Source organism: Bradyrhizobium sp. S3.3.6, from assembly GCF_040546905.1.
Lineage (GTDB): Bacteria > Pseudomonadota > Alphaproteobacteria > Rhizobiales > Xanthobacteraceae > Bradyrhizobium > Bradyrhizobium cytisi.
In genome coordinates, this window is sequence record NZ_JBEPOT010000001.1 from 162554 (window position 1) to 183891 (window position 21338).

The window sequence follows — 21338 nt, forward strand, 5'->3', positions numbered from 1 at the left end:
TCGTTTTGCGTCCAGGACCGGACTGGGCCCCGTTGCATCGGCACATGGTCGGCGGCTTTCATATGTGACAGCCCTGCCGCACGCGGGCGAGTTGAGCCAAGCACCGCGCTACTTGCCCTCCATCGCTGCCACCATCCAGTGCGCAATGTCGGGCGAGGCGAGATAGTCCAGCGCCGCGCGCTGGACCTGCGACGCCGTGCCCTTCCCTTGCGCGACCGCGACCAGAAGATCGCTGCGACGTGATACGGCGATGCCAACAGCGGTGCGCCGGGAGCCATCGGGCATGGCGAGATCATAAGTTCTGACACGCCCCGGCATGTCGGCGACGCGGATGACACGACCGGGTTCAAGCGGCGCGAAGCGCTGACTTATCAAATCGAGATCGGCGACACGGTCGACCTCGTCGTCATCGGCGACCCCGCTGTCGCTATTGCAGAAGCCGATCTTCGGCCGTACGTAGAGCTCGATCGGCTCGGCGCAGCCGTCACAGCGGAAGGCGCGGCCTACGGGCCAGCCGTCGCGCGGATAGGGCCACGCGACTTCCTGCCAGTCGCGAGCGTCGCCACCGACAGTTAGCGGGCGCGTCTTCTGGTAGCCGACAACACCGGACAGGGCGCCGAACACCGACGCTGTGATCGCGATGGCGATCACCCGGCGCATTGCTTGCCCATCATGGCAACCCGACGATGGCGCGCGCCTCGCCGGTCAATTCCAGGATATGTAGGCCGGTGTTGGCGCGGTCGACGGCATAGATATAACCGCGGTCGTCGGTTTCGACATTGTTGGTCTGAATAGCGACCTTGCAGCGCTCGACGCCTTCGAGCTTCACGCAACGCTTGTCGGTCGCGGCCGTGATCGCGGGGATGAAATAGCCCACCTCCTTCGGGTGATAGGGATCGCGGACGTCGAGCGCGCGCACGCCCGCATTGAAGAAGGTGATGAAGGCGAGCTTCTTATAATAGACCGCCGCCATGCTCTCGTTCGAGGAATGCGAGCCAAACCGACCCCCACGCTCGCAGAAATTGCCGCTCGCCTCCGGCACCGTCCAGCTCGAGATCATCATCGGCCGGCTCTCCGTCGTGACATCGGCAAACCACACCATCTGCCGCGGCTCGCGGCATTCGCTCTGGATCGCCTCGTCCACGATCATCACGATATCCCGTTTATTTCCGTCCTTGTCATGGGCGTATTCGGCGATCGGCATGCCTAGCATCGGAAATGTCGTGTGCGCGCCGTTGAAAGCACTCATCATCAGCCGTGAGATTTCTGGATAGCGCAGGTTTTCCGCCGTCGGCGCCGCCGGACCGTGCAGCAGCTTGTCACGATCGACGATCTGCAGGATGCCGCCCTTGTCGGTGCCGTAGCCGAAATAGACCCGGTTACCCTGCGGCCCGGTCGAGATCGGCCCGTGCAATTCGGTCGGCACCGGGCCTGTCGATCCCGGCTCCTGTCCGGGCAGGCCGAAATCCCTGATCTTCACGGGATGCGCAGGGTCGGAGAGATCATACACTTGCGCCATGCGTTTCACCCGCCAGTCGGGCGCACCCGACACTAGGTAGGCCACACCGGTGTCGCACTCCCAGAAGTTCTTGTGGGTGTCCTTTAAGCCTTCTCCGAGCCGGGTGACGAGAACCGGATTTTCGGGATCAGCGACGTTCCAGATCTCGTGGCCTTGGCTTCCAACCGCACGCAGCATGTAGACTGCGTTGCGATCGCCCTTGGGCAGGGTCTTGCCGTCGCAGACGCGCACCATCTGCGCCCCGCCGGATTCATATTTGCCTTCCTGTCCGGGGATGTGATGCAGATATTTCGGATGGGCGGGATCGGTGACGTCGACGATCGAGGTGCCATTCGGCTCCGCCTTTCCGGTAAGCGGATTGACGGGATCGGGAACGGCAACGGTGCCTCCCTGATGGCCAATATAGGCGATCCAGCGATCGCCCTGATGATGGATGGTCGGTTGATAGGCGCTGCGCGCCTGCAGGTCGCTGGTTCCGACCAATCTCATATTCGAGGCTTCCGGCGGGGCGCCGATCACCGGGCTTTGCGCGTGGGCAAAGCAGGACCACATGAGAAACGAGACCCACAAACAGGCTGCGAGTTTGATGCGACCGCACATGCTTCCATCACTCCGTTCAAAACCAATCTGCGTTCGATGATGGCGCCGCGATCGGATTACAGCCAGTCTTTCGAGGTCAGGCCCATCAGAATCTTGCCGTGCGATTCAAAATTAGAGAACGCCGCCTGACCTTGCTGGGTGAGCGTGTGCAGATCGCGAAACCGACGCTCGAACGGATTACTCGTGAAGATCGCGGTCGCGCCAGCCGCGTGATAAACGAAATTCATCACCTCGCGCGCCTGATGGATGGCGTGACATGTTGCCGTCCGAAGGGCAACGCGGGTTGCTTGGTCGAAGCGCTCGCGCCGTTCCGCCGCTCGATAGACCGTCTGATAGACGTCGATCACGTGAGTGCGCGACGAACGAAGGCGCATATCCGAAAGGCCGACCTGCGATTGGATGACGTTGTTGTCGCTAAGCGGTGAGGTCTTGCCAGAGGCCGTCTTCTTTGTTGCGAGCTTGATGAACTCGTCCAGGGCACGACTCGCAACGCCAAGCGCCACAGCAGAAAAGCCAAGCCCGAAGAGATTGAAGATGTTGAATCGGTAGAGCGGACCCTGTTCCTTCCTGTCCTTGTCGGACTCGCGCGTGAAACTGAAGTCTGCAGGCACGAACAAGTCTCTGGTTGAGTAGTTGTCGCTTGCGGTGCCTTGCAATCCCATGACATCCCAGACATCGGTGACGACCGCACTCGACTTGGGAAATAGCACGGTTAGCAGATCGAGCGGCTCGCCGTCCGGCCCGACCCGCGGCCGCCCATCCGGTTCGCAGATGGTGGAGTGGCCGCACAACCACGTCGAATGTTTCGAGCCACTGGCGAAGGTCCAGTCGCCGCTCACCCGATAGCCGCCATCGCAGACCACAGCGGTCGCTTTTGGATTATTGGGCCCTGAAGCCGCTACCGCACGGCGATCGCTGAACACGGCACTGGCGACCTCTGGCTTGAGATAGGCCGCCGCGATAGATACGCCGGACGCTTGACCGACACACCAGGCGACGCTGGCATCTCCCTGCGCGATCGCCTCCAGCACCTGGAAATAAGTGGCCGGTTCAACCTCCTCGCCGCCTAAGGAACGTGGGATTAGAAGACGGAAAAGACTTGCGTCATGCAATGCGTCGAGCACGTCGTCAGGAACGCGTCGCGACGACTCCACACGTTCGCCGGCACGGTCGAGCATGGGGATTAGTTCACGAGCCCGTCCGATCAGTTCCACCGCGCGCCGCTCGCGCGCCGAAAGCACCAACTCACTCGACGGTTTACTCATGCACTCACTCTCAAATATCATCGCGGCACCTGGATCCATTCTGGAGTGAACACTTTTTTCTAGCTCATCGATCTCCGTGGAATGCGCGGCAGGCGCCTTTATGAAGACGCCGACCAGGTGCTGACCACCCGAAAAACGACTGCGGGATGTTGAATAATGTGGTCTGACTTCGCCGGACCACGCGATGGCTCCCAAACATTATTTGCTTGCGCATCGGCTGTTTGCGAACAATCGACTGCAATCGGCTGGAAGATGACGGCCGCCCCGGCCATTTGCCATAGCTATTCCTATGCATTCCGCTGAGTGGAACCTTGGCAATAGCTAACTTGCGTTCGGCAGCAAGCCAGCCTTTTGTCCTTCACTTGCCAACCGTGCGCGATCAACTCTCAGTCTCGTCATTGTGGCACTAGCGCTAACGAGTTTCTTGCCGGCCTGTCCAATCCTCTGACGCGCGGTCGCATCGTCCTGAGAGGGCTGCGGCCCGCGCGCGACAACAAAGTAGCGGATGGCTCCAACTGCTTAGGCCTTTCGGGAGGATGCAATGAGGTTGTTCGCTATCGCAGGCGTCGCGGTCACGGCATTGCTCACGGCCCTGTCGAATATTGCGGCCGCAGGCCAGCAGTGGCCGGCACGCTCTGTGAAGCTGATCGTACCGTATCCGGCCGGCGGCAATGTCGACGGCGCTGCGCGCATCATCGCCGACAAGCTGCAAACGATGCTGGGGCAGCCCTTCATCGTGGAGAACAAGGCCGGCGCCGGCGGTCTGATTGCCGGCGAGGCGTTCGCGAAGTCGACGCCCGACGGCTACACCCTGTTCGTCGGCACCAACGGACCGGTGATGTTCGCTCCCGAGATCGCCAAGCGCGACGCCTACAACTGGAAGCGGGACTTCCTCCCTATCACTTCGATCTCGATGACACCCCTGGTGCTCGAGGTACATCCGTCAGTCGCAGCAAAGGACCTGAAAGAATTTTTCGACCTCGCCCGTCGTGAGCCCGGTAAGCTGACGATGGCCTCGCCCGGCGCCGGCACCACCAATCATTTGCTCAGCGAGCTCGTGCAGTCGACGCTCGGCGTGCAATGGGTGACGGCGCATTACCGCGGCAACGCGCCCGCCATCAACGATCTGATCGGGGGCCAGGTACAATTCGCCTTTGACCAGATTTCGGTCGGATTGCCGTTCATCAAGAACGGCATGTTGCGCGCGCTCGCGGTCACCGGCAGCCACCGCGCCTCATGGATACCTGATGTGCCGACCTTCGCCGAATTGGGCTACAAGGAGTTCGATGGCCAGACCTTTACCGGCCTGTTCGCGCCGGCCGGCACTCCGGCCGAGATCGTGGGCAAGCTGCACGCTACGATGGCGGCCATCCTTAAAGATCCTTCGATCGTCGAAAAGTTCAACGCGCTGGGCGCGGAGGCCGTCACGATGACACCGGCGGCGTACAGGAGCTACCTCGAAGCGGAGGACGGCAAGTGGCTTCCCATTGTTCGCAAGGCCAATATCAAGGCCGATTAAGGGACCTCGCGATGCGGATCGATCCGTCTGATCTCGATGCGGAAAAAGCCTACCGGTTGATCACCGGCGTCGTAGTACCGCGTCCGACCGCCTGGGTCACTGCCCTGTCGGACGGCGGCACCGTCAATTTGGCGCCGTTCAGCGCCTTCAACTTTGTCTCGCCGATGCTGGCGATCAGCGTCGGCCGCAAGGCCGGGGTCTACAAGGACACCGCGCACAACATCCTCAACAACGAGAAAACCGTCGTACACATCGCGGATTTAAGCCTGACGACGGCGGTGCACGCTACGCGCGGCTCGGCGAGATATTTACCCTGAAGCCCGCGTTTCAGACCTCGAAATCCGATTCCTGAAGGAACCCATATATGCGTCTTCTGAGCTATCATGCAAACGGACGGCCGTGCTACGGCGCGGCCATTGCCGGCGGTGTTGTCGACCTGAGCACTCGGATTGGCACCAAGTTTCCCGATTTGCGGACCTTGATTGCCGGCGATGGCCTCAAGGCTGCGCATGCGGCAGCTGTCGGGCAAACACCGGATCATTCACTCGACGACCTGACCCTGCGGTCGCCGATCCCTGCGCCGGAAAAGCTGTGGTGTATCGGCGTCAACTACCGGGATCGCAACGCCGAATACAAAGACAATTCGGACCTTTCGAAATATCCAGCCGATCGAGAAGCCGAAAATATCCGAGCAACTGGATTACGAGGGCGAACTCGTCATCGTGATCGGCAAGGCGGGGCGACATATCCCGCGCGAGCGCGCCTTCGACCACATCTTCGGCATGACCTTGTGCAACGAAGGCAGCGTGCGCGACTGGCTGCATCACGGCAAGTTCAACGTCACGCAGGGCAAGAATTTCGACCGCTCCGGCAGCATCGGGCCGTGGATCGTCAGTTCCGACGAATGCGATCCGCGCGGGCAGCACGATATCGTCACCCGTGTCAATGGCGAGGTGCGTCAGAACGATTCCACCGAGCGGCTGATGTTTCCGTTCGATTTCCTGATCGCCTATCTTTCCACCTTCGCAACCCTGAAACCGGGCGACATGATCGCAACCGGCACGCCGACCGGCGCCGGTGCGCGGTTCGATCCGCCGCGCTGGCTCAAGCCCGGCGACGTAGTCGAGGTGGAATCCTCGCGCATCGGTGTCCTGCGCAACGTCGTCGCGGCAGAAGCCTAGATCATGCTCGACCCGCACACTATCGACCGCCTGGCGCAGCGCCTCGACGAGGCCGAACGAAGCAAATCGCTGATCCGCGCGTTCACGCCGGAATATCCGGAACTGACGATCGAGGACGCCTATGCGATCCAGCGAGCGTGGACCAGGCTCCAGCTTTCACGCGGCCGGAGCATCAAGGGCCACAAGATCGGCCTGACGTCGAAGGCGATGCAGAACGCGGTGGGGATCTCCGAGCCGGATTTCGGCGTGCTTTTCGCGGACATGTTCTATTCGGACGCCGGCACTATTCCGTTCGATCGGTTTCACGCCCCGCGCATCGAGGTCGAACTGGCGTTCGTCCTGAAGGCTCCGCTGAAGGGACCGGACTGCACGCTGTTCGACGTGCTCAACGCCACCGACTACGTCACCCCTGCGCTTGAAATTCTGGAAACGCGCATGCACCGGATCGATCCCGAGACAAAGGCGCCGCGCAAGGTGATGGATACGATTTCCGACAATGCGGCCAACGCCGCGCTGGTTGTCGGCGGCCGGCCGTTCCGGCCGCTGGAGGTCGATCTGCGCTGGATCGGCGCATTGCTGTTTCGCAACGGGACGATCGAAGAGACCGGCATCGCGGCCGGCGTCCTCAACCACCCGGCCAATGGCGTGGCGTGGCTCGCCAATCGATTGGCGCTCCACGACGAGCATCTGGCCGCAGGCGAGGTGGTATTGGCGGGATCCTTTACGCGCCCGGTTGAAATCAGCAGAGGCGATACGTTTCATGCCGACTACGGCCCGTTCGGATCGGTCTCCTGCCAATTCGTCTGAGCAAATAATTATCAAAACGAGGTGTGCAAATGGCACGACGCAAGAGCATCCATATCGGCGAGTTCAAGCATGCCAACCCAATTCCGAATGCGTCCCGGATCGGCAATCTCATGATGTCGGGCGTCATCCTCGGTCGCGATCCCGCGACCGGCGCCATGCCCAAGCGCATCGAGGACCAGTGCGCCAACATGTTCGTCCATATGAAGGCCATCGTGGAAGCGGGCGGCGGTAGCACCGACGACATCATCAAGATGACGGTGTGGCTGCAGGATCGCACCCAGCGTGCGCCGGTGAATGCCGAATGGCTGAAGATGTTTCCGGACGAACATTCGCGTCCCGCCCGTCATGCGCTGCAGATGAACATGGAAGGTGGCGCGCTGGTGCAGTGCGATTTCACTGCCGTGATCGATTGAGCCCGAAAAGAGAAGCGCCATGCCGAGTTACCTTCCGTTCGATCCGAGCCCGCGCCGTCCATCAAAACGGCCGCCGCCGAAGAGCATCGACAGCCAGTTTCACGTGCTGGGGCCGGTGGAACAATATCCGATACGGGCGGGCGCGGCTTATCAGATGCCGACCGCGACCTGGGAAGCGGCGTTGTGCGTCCACAAGGCGCTCGGCGTCGAGCGCGGCATCATCGTGCAAACCACGACCTATGGTGCCGATCACTCCGTCGTGCTCGACGGCTTGGCCGCCATGGGGCCGAACTATCGCGGCTGCGCCAATGCCCTCGTCTTTGCCGAAGCCGATGACGCCTATCTTGCGAGGCTCGATGCCGCAGGCGTCGGCGGCGCGCGCTTCAGTTTCCGAAAAGAGCTCGGCGCGGTGCTGTCGGACAAGGATTTTGAGCGCGCCATTGCGCGCATACGGGAGCTTGGCTGGTATGCGAAGTTCCAGCCCGAAAAGGACGGTATCGTCGGCAATCTCGACAAGATCCGTGCGCTGGACGTGCCTGTACTGATCGATCACATGGGCCGGCCGGATCCACTGCGCGGCAAGGGCGACCCGAATTTGCGCGCGGTGCTCGATCTGCTCTCGCAGGGCAATTTCTGGGTGATGCTGTCGCTCGGCGAAAAGACTTCGAAGGCCGGCGCGCCGTGGGACGACGTCATTCCTATCGCCCGTGCCTATATTGAAGTCGCTCCCGACCGCTGCATCTGGGCAAGCGACTGGCCGCATCCGGTCTCCATCGTCCAGCCGCCCAACGATGCGGATTTGCTGGAGCTACTGTATCGCTACGCGCCCGATAACGCGGAGCTACGGAAAATTCTGGTGACCAATCCGGCCGAGCTGTTCCGCTTTCACGATTGAAAGCGCTGCCTAGGTCAAGGGCTTCCGGCGAACCTCGTCCGGCATTTCGGGCAAGTCCTGCTAAATCCCGCTGAGCAGAAACTGCAGCAGCGTCAGGTTGAACTGAGCAGGATTCTGCACATCGCAAAATGAATGCCGGCTCCCGCAGCGACCATCAGCGCAACACCGCAATCAAAGTTTCAAACGACCATAGCAGAGCGACAGCCTTTGAGCCATTAGCTAAGTCGTTCCGTTCCACCATGCGGAACGCGCGCAATATGCACCCAAAAAGTGACACGGTCGAACTTCCGTCCGCTGGGGCTCGGGTAAATTTTTAGGGTTTACGGTTCAAATGCATGCGAGAATTAGGAGTATCAGCATGTTGAATCGTTTGACCGTGTCCGCGCTGCTTCTGGCCGTGGTCCTCGCTGCGGCGCTCATCATTCTGCTGGTGTTTTCTTTCAGCGCCTGGGACTCCTGGCAGCGCCTCCACACCACCAACCGCATCGCGCAAGTCGCCGACGCCTCAGCCAGCATGTTCAAGGCGATGACTCGCACGCGCGGTTCCGGCACGAACAGCAACCGTATCCTCCTCAACGAAGACAAGCTCGACGGCGAGGTGGAGCGCTTCATCCGCAGCATGCGCGACAGTCAGATGCAGGCCATAGCCCATGCGCTCGAGGTACTGCCGACCATCGGATTTGCTCAGCAAGACACGCTGGTTCCGGAGTTCGACCGCCTGTTCAAGACGGTGACCGCACAGCAGACCGAATTCTTCCAGGAGATGGCCAAACCGAAGGCTTCGCGCCGCATCACGCTCGGCAAGGAATATATTGATACAGAGACGACGCTGCTCGCGCTGCTCGACAAGATCTCAAGGTTACTCGCAAGCGAAGTGAACCATCAGGATGCCGTCGTCGATCAGTTGCTCCTGATCAAGCAGTCCGCCTGGATGTTGCGCAACGCGGCCTCCGAGGCATCGCAGGTCGTATCCGCCAGCCTTGCGAGCGGCAAGATCACGCCGGAGGCCCGGTTGGCCTACCTCAAATTCGTCGGCGGCGCGGAAGCGGCCTTCAAGGCCCTGCAATTGTCCATTGAAAGCATGAAGTCGTCGCCAGCACTCTCGGCCGCCATGGAGAGCACCAAAACCAACTATTTCGACACGCAATATACCGCGCTGCGCGACCGCCTGATCAATGCGCTCGCCACCGGTGAGAAGCCGGAGATGGAGGCCAAGGAATGGACCCCGCTCACGGTCGGCCACCTCAATGCCGCCGTCGCCGTTGCGGACGCCGCGCTCGAGGCCGCCAAGACTCATGTCACGGAGCAGCATTCGATAGCGCGGCGCTCGCTGACCCTTCAGCTGCTCTTCTTGGTTGCGGCAATCGCCTTCTCCTGCGGCGCCACGCTGATGGTCGGCCGCCGCGTGATCCAGCCGCTCAACCACATCCGCGACGCCATGCTGAAAGTAGCCGGCGGCGATCTTGCCGTCGAAACCGGCTATGGTGAGCGCGAGGACGAGATCGGTGCATTGGCGGGCGCGCTGGAAACCTTCAAGCAGCAGGCTGCGGACAAGCTGAAGATCGAGGCGCAGGAACGCGAGCGCAATGGGGGCGCTGCGGCACGCCAGCGCGCGATCGAGAACTATGTCGGCGAGTTCGAGAGCCTGGTGCGCGGGACCCTGCAACAGCTCAGCGAGGCCTCGGGCGCGATGCGCAACACCTCCTCGAGCCTGACGGCAGTCTCGCGCAAGACCAACGAGCGGGCCGAGTTCGCGCAGAAAGCCTCCAGCGACGCCTCGCTCAGCGTCGAGAGCGTCGCGTCGGCGTCGGAGGAGCTCAGTGCATCCATCAACGACATCAGCCAGCAGGCCGCGCATGCCGCAGGCATCGCGAGCCGCGCCGTGAACGAGGCGAGCCAGACCGACGGCACCGTGCAGGGGCTTGCCAAATCGGCTGGCCGGATCGGCGAGGTGGTCGGCCTGATCAACAGCATCGCCGCCCAAACCAACCTACTCGCACTCAACGCCACCATCGAGGCCGCGCGTGCTGGCGAAGCTGGCCGCGGCTTTGCGGTGGTTGCCTCCGAGGTCAAGTCGCTGGCAAGCCAGACCGCGAAGGCGACCGACGAAATCTCGGAGCAGATTGCCGACATCCAAAAGGTGGCGGGCGATGCGGTCGACGCCATCAAGCGGATCGGCAGCATCATCGGTGAGGTCAACGAGGTCGCAACCGCGATCGCCGCTGCCGTACAGGAACAGGGAGCTGCGACCCAGGAAATCACCCGCTCGACCCAGTTCGCCGCCCAGGGCACCAAGAACGTCTCGGAAAATATAATGGGCGTCAAAGCCGACGCCGACGCCTCGGCCTCCGTCGCGGAGAACGTCAAACGGGCGTCCGAGACGCTCGAGACCCAAAGCCAGCATCTGGGACAGCAAGTGACGGAGTTCTTGACCAAGATCCGCGCGGCGTAACTTCCGCTGGGGCGCTGAGAGGGCCTTACCACCCCACGGCTGCGCTTCGGCTGTTGTCACGGCCGCAAGGCGCCCTTCGGAGCGTTACGTCCCGAGCGAAATGAGGGGGAAAAGATTCCTGTTCGGAGGGGCTACCACTGGCCACGGCCTGAAACGATGACAAAGGCGGCTAAACTAGTCTCGAGAAAGTTCGCCACCTGGTCCAAGATCGCGCGATCCGGGCAGATAAGCCGCGATGAAGCTTGGACGATTGCGAATACGATCGTACCAATCGCTCACGCGAGGAAGCTCGCGCCACATATGTGATAGCCCGCAATCGTCCATTCGTAAGATGGTAGGTGTTATGCTGGCATCGGCGATCGTATATTGCGACCCGACCAACCATGGCCCATCTCCCAGCGTTTGTTCCATCCGATCCAGCGTTTGGCGGAGCTTATCCAGCGCCTCGCTCACATCCGATTCACTAAAGCCTTTCCTGCCCATTTTTCGGTAGAAGTGCTTTCTTAGTGGAAGCTGCTCCGTATACTCGAAGAATTGCTGCTCGGTCATCTTCGACCATGCCGGAACGAAATAGGCATTAAACGACGGCACACGGATCGCCGGCGTAGGAACCTCGTCGATGTATTGGCGCCAGGCTCGCATGTGAGCAACCGCTCTGGCCTCCCTCGGCCGCACTGGCCTCTCCGGAAAAACATCTTCGAGATACTCGTTGATGACGGAGCTATCGATGATTGGAGCGCCGTCATGCACAAGTGTGGGGACAAGACCATTCGGATTAATTTGCAGATAAGTCTCGGCCAGATGTTCCCCTTTGGATAAATTGACGACCTTGCTCGTCCAATCCAGATGCTTCTCGGCCAAGACCAACCGCACCTTCTGACTGCAAGTGGAAGTTAGCGCGTGATGAAGCTCCAGTGACATCCCGTCCCCTCTCTGTGCTCTTTTACAGGACGTTACAAATTATAGGTTGGCGAGCGCTCGCGGTACGTCCACCCGGAACGTACAGCAGCAATCCGTGAGACCGCACAGCGACCAGATCCGCATCGACGAGATGCATCCGCCATTTGCCGTTACCCCGCGGTCGGACAAGACGGCCTGCTAAATGAGTCGCGAAAGAAATTGCGCGCGGCCGTCGGCACCAGCACCAAAGTCCCAATCGTCATGCCGTAGCCTCTCTGTCCTAGGCCCGCGATGGCAATCCAAGAAGTGCGCGCGTCTCCGAAGCAGTGGCGATCTGCCCTCCAAGCTCCTCGACGATATGCCTTGCCTTCTCCACCATCTGCGCATTCGATTCTGCAAGAACGTCCCGCTTCATCAGCACTGCATCCTCGAGGCCGACCCGAACGTGCCCCCCCGCGAGATAGGACATAGCCACGGCCGGAAAGCTCCACCGGCCTGTTCCGAACGCCGTGAAAAATGTTCCAGCAGGCAGAAGGTTGCGCGCGTAAAGTACGGTCTCCTGCGAAGGTTGGAACCCATACTTGATGCCCATCACAACTGAGACCAAATGCGGTCCCGGGAGCGTCCCGTCCTTCACCAGATCGGCCAATAGAGCAATGTCGCCCGAATCGAACAGTTCGATTTCCGGTTTGACGCCAGCCCCTCGAATGACGGTGGCCATCTTGCGAATGTTGGACGGCGTGTTGATGACGACCTCTTTGCCGAAGGTCATGGTGTTGAGATCGAGCGTGCATATATCCGGGCGCAATGCAGCAATATGGGTAACCCGAAGCTCGGGTCGGAGAAAATTCGTACCCGGACCGGCAATCTTGGGGTCCTCTTCGGAAGGTACGAACCGGCCGCCAGGCCCCGTTGTGACGTTAAGGATGAGATCCCTGTTCCTACCGCGGACGCGTTCGACCACGTCACGATAATATTCGAGTTCCATGGAAGGTTTTCCCGTCGAAGGATCGCGGACATGGACGTGTGCGATCGCGGCTCCCGACTCTGCCGCACCAAGGCAAGCATCGGCAATCTGCTCGGGGGTAATCGGCAGATGAGGCGTCATCGCTGGCGTGGTGTGATTGCCCGTGACGGCGCAGGTGATGATGACTTTGTCCGTCGGATTCCGCATGGCTCTCTCGAAACACTCATGAGTATTGGAGGCTGCCGAGCGGAGACAATTCGGCCGAACGCGCCCCAGTCATCCGACCTGAAGTTGGCGCGAGATAAACCGCAATCATTATTAACGATCATTCCGACAGTCGGAACAACGGTAAAGCGAACGAGGGCATAGCGTTTCATGACTCCCGTTTCCTATTCGTGTCGAGATAATCTCGACCTGCGAATAACGGGAGGGATAAAGATGAGAACGGTATTGAATGTGTCTGCCAGTGCAATGCTGGCATTGATTGCGGCGTCAGGATACGCGCTCGCGCAGGGGGCCACGAACCCCGAGGCACGGCTAAAGGAAAAGAACATTACGCTGCCGCAAGCACCTTCGCCGTTCTACAACTATGTAAACGCTGTGCAAGTGGGGAATTTGCTGTTTCTTTCGGGAAACACGCCATACGCTCCTGGGGGATGGAAATTCAAGGGCAAGGTCGGGAAAGACCTGACCGTACAGGAAGGTTATGACACCGCGCGGCAGGTCGGGTTGATCATGCTGGCGGAAGTCCGAGACGCGCTTGGTAGCCTTGATCGCGTAAAACGCGTCGTCAAGGTGTTGGGCATGGTCAACTCAGCTGACGGGTTTGTTGATCAGCCGCGTGTCATCAATGGATTTTCCGACTTGATGGTCGACGTTTTTGGAGAAGCCAAGGGTAAACACGCGCGTTCTGCCGTAGGGGTGGCAGGACTTGCGGTCAATAGCGCCGTGGAAGTCGAAATGATTATCGAGGTCGAATGAGCGAACGCTGCGCGCGCAATCCAACTGATCGTCGATCGCCTGGGTGATCCGCTGAGGCTCATCCTCACCAGCAGCCAAGTTGACGACATCACGCGTTAGCCGAGAGCGGCAAAGTGGTCTCATTCGACAGACCAGCGCTACAAAATGAGGAAGCTTCGATGTCAGAGATCCAGCATTTCGCCCCGCCGCCCGGCGTCAAGTCACCGCCGCTATCCTTTGCCGCGCGCACCGGCGATTTGCTATTCGTCTCGGGCATTCCCGGCTTCGACGCGGATCGCGCGCTGGCCGAAGACTTCGAGACCCAGTTCGGCCTTGTCGTCGACAACATCAAGCGCGTGCTCGACGAGGCCGGGGCGACATTCCGCAACCTGGTCAAGGTCAACGTGCTGTTGACTCGCGCCTCCGATTTCGCCGCGATGAACGCGCTGTATGCATCCGCGTTCGGGCCCGCGCCGTATCCGGCACGCACCACCTGCGTGGTGGCCGCACTGCCAGATCCGAAGATGCTGATCGAGATCGAATGCGTGGTGCAGTTGAAGAAATAGTAGCGTGGATCAGCCGGAGCTTTCAATAAGCTGTCCATTAGGTCCCGATCAGGGAGGCTGAAGTTGTCGAAGCTTTTGCGATCTCCGAGCGAAACCGAATAGACGTCCATGAGAATGTCCGGCTCTCGCCGCGTGGTCGAGAGCAAATTGTTCGGCCGGTGCAGAGTGGGTAGGGGCAGCAGGCCGCCCCTAGGTGTCTGCCCGCGAACCATACGAAAGTGGTTTGATCGATATTGCCGCAAGGGACTGAGAGACCGCTCTTCGCGGCAGCACCGTCCGCGCAGCCCGACACCTCGGGCCGAAGCGACCACCAACACATTCAGACCGGCGCTTCGCGGCAATCTGAGCATGGTGTGAAGAACACCGTCAGTTCATTAGGGGCAGGAAGTGCGGAGACCTTGATGCACCGCGTTTTTCAAAGTTTCATTGATCTACTATCAAGCGCTGGAGATGCCGAAGGCTTTTCCAAAGCAATCGCTACGGCAGCAGCCGCGATGGATTTGTCCTGCTTTGCATATCTTGCGCTGCCACTTCGGCAAGGCAAAGAACCTCTTGTAATTTCCACATATCCTACTGATTGGGTTAAGCACTATTTATGCCGCCATTACGACCGCCTTGATCCGGTCGTTATGCAAGCGCTCCAAGATCCAGAGCCCTTCCGGTGGGGCTTGGGGTTAGCCGCGAGACACCTCTCTTCGGCGCAGCACAAGCTACTTTCTGAAGCTTCCGGGTTTGGAATTCGATTTGGCTTTACAGTTCCTATTCACGATGGTCACGGTCCCATCGCTGCATTGACCTTCTCCACAGACGAAAAGCGGCCGCAGTTCGAAAGCTGCATCAATTCGCACGCGCGCGTCCTTCAACTCATGGCAATGTACTTCCATGCGCACGTTCGACGTAAGCTTTCGGGCGATCGGAGGCTCGGTGAGGTGCTCCTTTCTCCTCGCGAATTCGAATGCTTGAGTTGGGCTGCAGAAGGCAAGAGTTTTTGGGAAATCGGACACATCCTTGGCATCTCACGTCATACCGTGGCCTCATATCTTGATAGTGCGAAGGAAAAGCTGGGAGTGCGTACGATCGTGCAAGCGGCGACACGCATGGCGGCTGCAAAAGGAAATTCGCACAATTAAGGCGCGCATCCCCCGTAGGTAAGGGTGATGCCTCCGATCACGAAACGAGCTTCCATGAGGCACGACAAATGCTGCTAGGAGGCAATCATGATTCAGCTCATCACAGAGCGGCGCTACGGCAATTTTGCGGAAATTCTTATCGCAATGCACCAACTCCGCTATCGAGTTTTCAAAGAGCGGTTGGACTGGGAAGTCCACACCAGCGGAGATATGGAAGTTGACAGCTTCGACGCCCTCCATCCTACGTATCTTGTGCAGCTAGCAACCGACGGCCGGCTACAGGGCTGCGTTAGACTACTTCCATCTGTCGGGCCTACTATGCTGAGTGAACTTTTTCCTGTGCTTCTAGCTGGTCAAAGTGCACCATCAAAACGCTCAATATGGGAAAGCAGTCGATTCGCACTGGACGTGGCTACAGATGCTCCTAAGGGGAAGCACGCTATAGCTTGCGCAACATATGAAATGTTCGCTGGCATGATCGAGTTCGGCCTCTCGCGACGACTTACTGATATCGTCACAGTAACCGACGCTCGAATGGAGCGAATCCTGCGCCGGGCCGGCTGGCCCTTACGACGCCTAGGCAACCCCTGCAATCTTGGAAATACGTTGGCGGTTGCAGGCTATCTCGAGATATCCACTGAGGTGCTGACTAGGATTCGTAATGCGGGCGGTTTCGCCGGACCCGTTCTTTGGGAGCCGGTCGTTCTCGCTGTCGCCTGACGTCATTATCATAAGACGAACAGTTCTGTTAGCTCCTAAGCGACATCGCTGCCCCGTAGCGTATGCGGCTGTCTGCTTCGGGGCTGTGAGAAACGAGAAAATGAATAAGCTACGCATGTCCCGAGTGCTCGCTGTTGACCTGCAGCAGCTGCAGTTTGCGATCGCAGCCGCTAACCATGGGAGTATTCGGCAAGCCGCCGAGTTGCTCTCTATTCAACACTCGATCCTGAGTCGATCTATTCGTCAGTTTGAGCACCGGATCGGTGTCACCGTATTCGAACGTTCAGGCGGAGGAGTAAAGCCAACGCCGGCTGGGCGAAGCGTCCTGAGGATGGCCGGGTTAATTTTGGAGCAAGTCGACATACTAGTGGCAACAGCGAGATCGAATGGCCGAGGGGAAGCTGGCCGTCTTTCGATCGGCTTTTGCACCTCCATTTCCGCGGGGAACCTGCGAGCGACGCTGATGGAATTCAGGAGCCGGTTTCCTCGGATAGAACTCGCAACGATTGAGCGGTCGCGAACACGTCTGGCAACGGCACTGCGAAACGGCACGGTCGATATTCTGATCGTAACTGGGGAGGTGCCGCTGACGGACAACAACGTTCGTCCTCTCTGGAGTGAGCGGATCTTGGTCTCTCTGGCGGATACCCATCCATTGGCCGAGCGCAACGTAATCTACTGGACGGACCTTCGGAACGAGACCGTTCTATTGAGCCAGCACGATCCCGGACGAGAGTTCGAGGATCTCCTGGTATCAAAGCTTGCTCCTGCTGAAGGTCGCCCCAGGATCGAGCGGCATGACGTCAATCGAGGCATTATTAAGAGTCTTGTCAGCATGAATCTTGGAATCAGCTTGGTCCTGGAATCAGAAGTTGGCGCAAGCTTCGCTGGGCTAGTCTATCGCGAATTGCGCGACGGGACCGGAGCAACGCGCTTTGGTTTTTCGGCCCATTGGCGAGCCGACAATGAAAATCCAACTATGGAAGGCTTTCTCAAACTCTTGGCCGAACGCTATCCTTCGCTGACGTCCGGTGATTGAGTCATACGACGCCGTTTTGTAAATCCACGATCCGTAGCCATGAACCGCGCCAGCATGGGCGCGATGAGCTTACTCGGATCGATGACCGGCTGACCCGTTTCTCGGGCAAGGGCTGCCGCGTAAGCAACCAGATCTCGATGCACGTCAGCCGGCAATTCAACGGTGACCTTGACGGGCTTGTCATTTGGAAGCGCCCCGATCTTAAGCTTGGCCATCTTCGTTCCTCACCCTCTGTAAGGCTCAAGTACGAGGTCGCGATTGACGATCACGCGAACCGGAAACCCCGGCCTGATCGTTAGCGTTGGTTGGATATTGAGATTGCGTTGAACGATCTTCTGGCCAGTTTGGTTTAAGCTATCGCTCGATCCGCGGCGAAGGGCTTGGATGATGTCACCGTTGTTGCCGGTGTCGGAGCCGGCTCCCACTTCGCTGCCGACAGCCAGCAGCGTCGAAAGGGCTGCAGCCTTGAACAGCTCGCCCCAATGGTTGTCGACTTCATCTTCCAACCCTGAATATCCTGCCGCATCCGCGCCCGGCTGTCGCTCCAGGACGATCGAACGACCGTTCGGCATGATCAAGCGTGTCCAGACCAGCAGCACGCGTGACTGACCGAATGCGATCTGGCTGTCATAGGTTCCGATCAAACGAGCTCCCTGCGGGATCAGCAGTAAGCGACCGGAGGGCGTGTCAAAAACATTCTCGGTCACCTGCGCCGTGATCTGCCCGGGCAGATCTGAGCGGATCGCGGTGATGAGAGCTCCAGAAATTACCGTTCCTGCCTGAACCACATAGGGCGAAGCTGGTTTCGTGACGCGATCCGGGCTTGTGGTACGGCGATCAACTGACGCGTTGACGAAGGCAAGTTTGCGGTCCTGGCCGTTCTGCGCAAAGCCATCGTCAGTTCCCGGCATGGACGATGGGGCGGCTCGATCAAAGCTTGAGGTCTGGGCTGCAGCAGGCGTCGTCTCGCGAATATTGGTGGAGGCGAACAAACGGCTAATGCGCGCGGCTTCGATCTCCTGGTCGCGACGCTGCTGCTCCTGATCGAAGCCTGTCGCGGCTGTGGTTGGCGGCTGTCCCTGAGCGGCGAGGATTGGGCGGCCGAGATCACCAGGAAGCGGCGGCCCCAGCGAGGGCACCTGGCGCGGAACACCAGTATAGTCCCGCGGCAAACCGGCGAGGCCATCAGCGACGTTATGGTGATCGGTGCTGTAGAGTTCGTCCGGCGCGGGTCCGCGCGGGCGGTTGTTTTGGAGAGCCCAAAGCACGGCCCCCCCAACAAGAACCAATGCAACGGCGGTCCCTCCCGCCAGCACCTTACGGGACAGCCGCGTGACGCGTGGATGATCTGCCCTTAACCGGAAGTCCTGCGCCAATTCTTCCGACCTGTTCGGTTCGCCGGGCTGCCCGTTACTGTCATTGCTCTGAAGTGTGCTCATGACGACGGCCTCCCGTCGGTCCGGACAATCCGGACTTTCTGCTGATGCTCGCCACCGAGCCGCAACTCCGCGGCCGCAAAGAGCCGGTCGACGATCAGGACGTTGCCATAGGCGCGGTAGTTCACAATCTCGGTCTTGCCGTCATGGCCAATGACGAAGAGAGGTGGCATCTCGCCTTGAACGATTCCTTGCGGGAACTCGATATAGACCTTGCGACCATCGTCATAAGCGGTCAGCGGCCGCCAGGGCGGGCTGTCACCCTCAATGGCATAGCGGAAACGACGCTGCGTCGGATCGGGTAGCACCGGAGCCAAGGGAACGGACCGCACCCTGCCCCGTCGGTCCTCGGGATAGTACCAGGCGACCGAAGGCATATAGGGCTTTTCACGGGCGCGTAGCTCGATCAGATAGGTGCGCCGATCGGTGTTGACGACGAGATTGGTTTCGATCGAAGCGCGCGTGGGCTTCACCAGAATATGGACGCGGCGGGTATCTCCGTTACCGCTTTCGGTATCGCCGACCACCCAACGAACGGTGTCGCCTGCTGCAACTGGACCCGATCCCGTGAGTTGTTCGCCTTCCTCAAGCGCGATATCGGTGATTTGTCCGGGCGCGGCATAAACCTGGTACAACGCACCCGGACTGTAGGCGTAGATCTGCGCAGCGTTGAAATATCCCCTCTTGCGTGGTTCGACGCGAGCCGCGCTGTTCGCCGTCTCGACCCGGCTCACCGGCTCGGTCTCCTCCTTGCTACCTGACTTTCCGCCAAGGGCCGGTTTCCACAGTGGGGGAACATGAAGCGGCCGCAGCTTGTCGTCAGCAGCTACGGGCGGTTGAGGCAATTGCGGAACATCACTGTCGTAGCTGATCTCGGGTGGCTTGAACGTGGAGCAACCACCCAAAGCCGAGGCACACACCAGCAGTGCTGAAAGTATCGCCATTCGGAGCGCCAGACCATCTGATCTGAACGAGATGGAGCGACTGGATGAAGCAACGCGCAGAGAAGTCCTATTGCGAAATAGCGTATTCACTGCCCAAGCTCCTTCGACCAGTTGATGGCGTGGACGTAGACGCCGAGGGGGTTCTTGCGCAGCCGATCGGCATCGCGCGGCGTCTCGATCACGACGCTGAGAATGGCAGTCCAGCGCTCGGTTGAACTGAGAGATCCGTTGTCGTAAGCCCGTTGGACCCACGCCACCCGAAAACTCTCCATCGACGCGCGAATAACGCTCGATACCTCGACCGAGACCTGCACCTTACCGAGCCTGGCAAAGGGATCGTTGGTTCGGGCGTAGTCATTGAGAGCGGCAGCACCACGATCGGTCGTGAAGTCGTAGGCGCGCAGCCAATTCTGACGCAGCACGATGGCATCAGCCGGCAGGCCCCGGACATCCTCGATGAATCGCGCCAGATGGTAGGCGATCTGGGGGTCGGTCGGCTGGTAGTCTGTATTGGCCGGCGCCACGCGCTGGGCCTGGCCAAGACGATCGACCTCGACCACCCAAGGCGTGATCGTGCCTTGGGTCGATTGCCAGACGAGACTGCCGGCAAGACCCGTCGACAGCGCGAGGCATCCAAATGCCATCAATCGCCAGTTTTTTGCCTGCACGCGGGCTGACCCGATACGGTCGTCCCAGACTTGTGCTGCTTTTTGATAGGGAGTGACCGGCTCGGGCGTGCGGCCGTAGTGAACAGATGGACGTTTGAACATCAGCGGCTTCCTTCAGAGAGATCGATCGATGCGCCGCCTCCACCATGGTCGCCCGAGCGAACGGCATGGGTGACGGCTGATGCGCCATGGCTGATGGTCTGGGCACGCTTCATGCGCCGCGCCCAATCGGGCGGACTATCCGGCGCGGTGTTCCCCGTTTCGGCACCGCCTGTGGTTGGCACCTGCCCAGCCGATTGAGCGCTGTTACTGAGAATTGCCGCGGCCCGACGTAGCGGGCTTGCCACTGCCGAGAGCCCGGCATCGGCGACACCGCTGAGGCCGCCGCTGCGATAAGCCGCAGACGCACCGCTGGTGAGCGCGGCGCCACCTCGCGCGATTCCTGCTATCGCTCCTCCGGCAAGCCCGGCTCCGCCCGCAGCCAAGCCCGCGCCCGCGACAACAATGCCACCGGCAGCAAGGCCCGTTCCGACCGCGGCACCCGCGCCGAGCTGAGGTCCGCCGGACACCAAGCCGTTGGCGATCCCAGGGCCAAAAATGCCGAGACCGAGCAGCGACAATGCCGCGAGCACCAGCGCCATAGCGTCTTCGATGGTCGGCTGTCCGCCGTTGAACCCAGACGTGAATTGGGAGAACAGCGTCGAGCCGATGCCAACAATGACTGCAAGAACCAGGACTTTGATGCCTGACGAGACGACGTTACCGAGCACACGCTCAGCCGCAAATGCAGTCTTCCCGAACAAGCCAAAGGGGATCAACACAAAGCCGGCGAGCGTTGTCAGCTTGAACTCGATCAGGGTCACGAAGAGTTGGATTGCCAGAATGAAGAATGCGAGCAGCACAACGACCCAGGCGAATAACAGGACGACGATCTGGACGAAGTTTTCGAAGAAGCTGATGTAACCCATCAGACCTGAGATCGAGTCGAGGATCGGCCGGCCGGCATCGAGGCCAACTTGGGCGATCCGCCCTGGCCGCAGGAAATCCGCGGATGACAGGCCTGTGCCGGAGGCTTTCAGCCCGAGACCGGCAAAGCTCTCGAACACGATACGGGCAAGATTATTCCAGTTGCCGATCAGGTAGGCGAAGACGCCGACGAACAGAGTCTTTTTGACGAGCCGTGCGATCAGATCGTCATCGGTGCCCCAGCTCCAGAACAACGCCGCGAGGGTAATATCGATGGCAGCCAACGTCGTTGCAAGAAAGCCAACTTCGCTGCCCAGAAGACCGAAGCCAGAATCGATATAGCGGGTATAGGTATCGAGGAACTGATCGATCACGCCGGTGCCGGTCATGG

21 protein-coding genes and 1 pseudogene are annotated in these 21338 nt (G+C 59.9%); 12 read left to right on the forward strand and 10 right to left on the reverse strand.

Annotation, left to right across the window (positions count from 1 at the left end; genetic code table 11):
• Positions 1-108 precede the first annotated feature (108 nt).
• From ABID59_RS00740 to ABID59_RS00750, 3 genes are all read right to left on the reverse strand, one after another.
• Positions 109-660 (reverse strand): hypothetical protein, encoded by a 552-nt coding sequence (locus ABID59_RS00740; RefSeq protein ID WP_354082126.1) that lies wholly within the window; start codon positions 658-660, stop codon positions 109-111.
• A 10-nt stretch (positions 661-670) separates the two neighbouring features.
• The gene (locus ABID59_RS00745; RefSeq protein WP_354082127.1) at positions 671-2008 is read right to left on the reverse strand and encodes an LVIVD repeat-containing protein; all 1338 of its coding nucleotides are present in this window, start codon (positions 2006-2008) and stop codon (positions 671-673) included.
• Positions 2009-2175: 167 nt separating this feature from the next.
• On the reverse strand, positions 2176-3384 hold the full coding sequence (locus ABID59_RS00750; RefSeq protein ID WP_354082128.1) for an acyl-CoA dehydrogenase family protein: 1209 nt from the start codon (positions 3382-3384) through the stop codon (positions 2176-2178).
• 541 nt (positions 3385-3925) lie between these two features.
• Between ABID59_RS00750 and ABID59_RS00755 the strand changes: the two genes are divergently transcribed.
• The 7 genes and pseudogenes from ABID59_RS00755 (at position 3926) to ABID59_RS00785 (ending at position 10651) form a co-directional block, all read left to right on the forward strand.
• Positions 3926-4903 (forward strand): Bug family tripartite tricarboxylate transporter substrate binding protein, encoded by a 978-nt coding sequence (locus ABID59_RS00755; RefSeq protein ID WP_354082129.1) that lies wholly within the window; start codon positions 3926-3928, stop codon positions 4901-4903.
• Positions 4904-4914: 11 nt separating this feature from the next.
• Positions 4915-5220, forward strand: a complete 306-nt coding sequence (locus tag ABID59_RS00760; RefSeq protein WP_354082130.1) for a flavin reductase family protein — start codon at positions 4915-4917, stop codon at positions 5218-5220.
• Between the two features lie 47 nt (positions 5221-5267).
• Positions 5268-6084: pseudogene (locus ABID59_RS00765) on the forward strand (fumarylacetoacetate hydrolase family protein).
• Positions 6085-6087: 3 nt separating this feature from the next.
• Positions 6088-6891 (forward strand): 2-oxo-hept-4-ene-1,7-dioate hydratase, encoded by an 804-nt coding sequence (hpaH, locus tag ABID59_RS00770; RefSeq protein ID WP_354082131.1) that lies wholly within the window; start codon positions 6088-6090, stop codon positions 6889-6891.
• 29 nt (positions 6892-6920) lie between these two features.
• Positions 6921-7304: a RidA family protein gene (locus tag ABID59_RS00775; protein WP_354082132.1), complete on the forward strand. Its 384-nt coding sequence runs from the start codon at positions 6921-6923 to the stop codon at positions 7302-7304.
• A gap of 19 nt (positions 7305-7323) precedes the next feature.
• Positions 7324-8199, forward strand: a complete 876-nt coding sequence (locus ABID59_RS00780; protein ID WP_354082133.1) for an amidohydrolase family protein — start codon at positions 7324-7326, stop codon at positions 8197-8199.
• 358 nt (positions 8200-8557) lie between these two features.
• Entirely contained in the window at positions 8558-10651 is a 2094-nt protein-coding gene (locus tag ABID59_RS00785) for a methyl-accepting chemotaxis protein (protein ID WP_354082134.1), read from the forward strand.
• A 174-nt stretch (positions 10652-10825) separates the two neighbouring features.
• On the opposite strand, the gene ABID59_RS00790 is transcribed toward ABID59_RS00785, so the two are convergent.
• Complete coding sequence (locus ABID59_RS00790; RefSeq protein ID WP_354082135.1) at positions 10826-11572, reverse strand: glutathione S-transferase family protein; 747 nt, start codon at positions 11570-11572, stop codon at positions 10826-10828.
• Positions 11573-11831: 259 nt separating this feature from the next.
• The gene (locus ABID59_RS00795; RefSeq protein WP_354082136.1) at positions 11832-12725 is read right to left on the reverse strand and encodes a beta-keto acid cleavage family enzyme; all 894 of its coding nucleotides are present in this window, start codon (positions 12723-12725) and stop codon (positions 11832-11834) included.
• Between the two features lie 231 nt (positions 12726-12956).
• On the opposite strand from ABID59_RS00795, the gene ABID59_RS00800 reads away from it, so the two are divergent.
• The 5 genes from ABID59_RS00800 (at position 12957) to ABID59_RS00820 (ending at position 16933) form a co-directional block, all read left to right on the forward strand.
• Positions 12957-13499, forward strand: a complete 543-nt coding sequence (locus tag ABID59_RS00800; protein ID WP_354082137.1) for a RidA family protein — start codon at positions 12957-12959, stop codon at positions 13497-13499.
• 158 nt (positions 13500-13657) lie between these two features.
• The gene (locus ABID59_RS00805) at positions 13658-14044 is read left to right on the forward strand and encodes a RidA family protein (protein ID WP_354082138.1); all 387 of its coding nucleotides are present in this window, start codon (positions 13658-13660) and stop codon (positions 14042-14044) included.
• 401 nt (positions 14045-14445) lie between these two features.
• Positions 14446-15174, forward strand: a complete 729-nt coding sequence (locus ABID59_RS00810; protein ID WP_502916774.1) for a LuxR family transcriptional regulator — start codon at positions 14446-14448, stop codon at positions 15172-15174.
• Between the two features lie 87 nt (positions 15175-15261).
• Positions 15262-15894 (forward strand): acyl-homoserine-lactone synthase, encoded by a 633-nt coding sequence (locus ABID59_RS00815; RefSeq protein WP_354082140.1) that lies wholly within the window; start codon positions 15262-15264, stop codon positions 15892-15894.
• Between the two features lie 100 nt (positions 15895-15994).
• On the forward strand, positions 15995-16933 hold the full coding sequence (locus ABID59_RS00820) for a LysR family transcriptional regulator (protein ID WP_354033205.1): 939 nt from the start codon (positions 15995-15997) through the stop codon (positions 16931-16933).
• On the opposite strand, the gene ABID59_RS00825 is transcribed toward ABID59_RS00820, so the two are convergent.
• The 5 genes from ABID59_RS00825 to trbL form a co-directional block, all read right to left on the reverse strand.
• Positions 16906-17148, reverse strand: coding sequence for a DUF2274 domain-containing protein (locus ABID59_RS00825; protein WP_354033206.1), 243 nt, complete (start codon positions 17146-17148; stop codon positions 16906-16908). The genes ABID59_RS00820 and ABID59_RS00825 overlap by 28 nt on opposite strands.
• Before the next feature lie 9 nt (positions 17149-17157).
• On the reverse strand, positions 17158-18372 hold the full coding sequence (locus tag ABID59_RS00830) for a TraB/TrbI/VirB10 family type IV secretion system protein (protein ID WP_354082141.1): 1215 nt from the start codon (positions 18370-18372) through the stop codon (positions 17158-17160).
• Positions 18369-19313 carry a P-type conjugative transfer protein TrbG gene (gene trbG, locus ABID59_RS00835; RefSeq protein ID WP_354033208.1) on the reverse strand — a complete coding sequence of 315 codons (945 nt, stop codon included), beginning with the start codon at positions 19311-19313 and terminating at the stop codon, positions 18369-18371. The genes ABID59_RS00830 and trbG overlap by 4 nt, the downstream gene beginning before the upstream one ends.
• A gap of 86 nt (positions 19314-19399) precedes the next feature.
• A complete protein-coding gene (trbF, locus tag ABID59_RS00840) occupies positions 19400-20083 on the reverse strand; it encodes a conjugal transfer protein TrbF (RefSeq protein WP_354033209.1) in 684 nt (227 codons plus the stop codon).
• Positions 20083-21336, reverse strand: coding sequence for a P-type conjugative transfer protein TrbL (trbL, locus tag ABID59_RS00845; RefSeq protein WP_354082142.1), 1254 nt, complete (start codon positions 21334-21336; stop codon positions 20083-20085). The genes trbF and trbL overlap by 1 nt, the downstream gene beginning before the upstream one ends.
• Positions 21337-21338 lie beyond the last annotated feature (2 nt).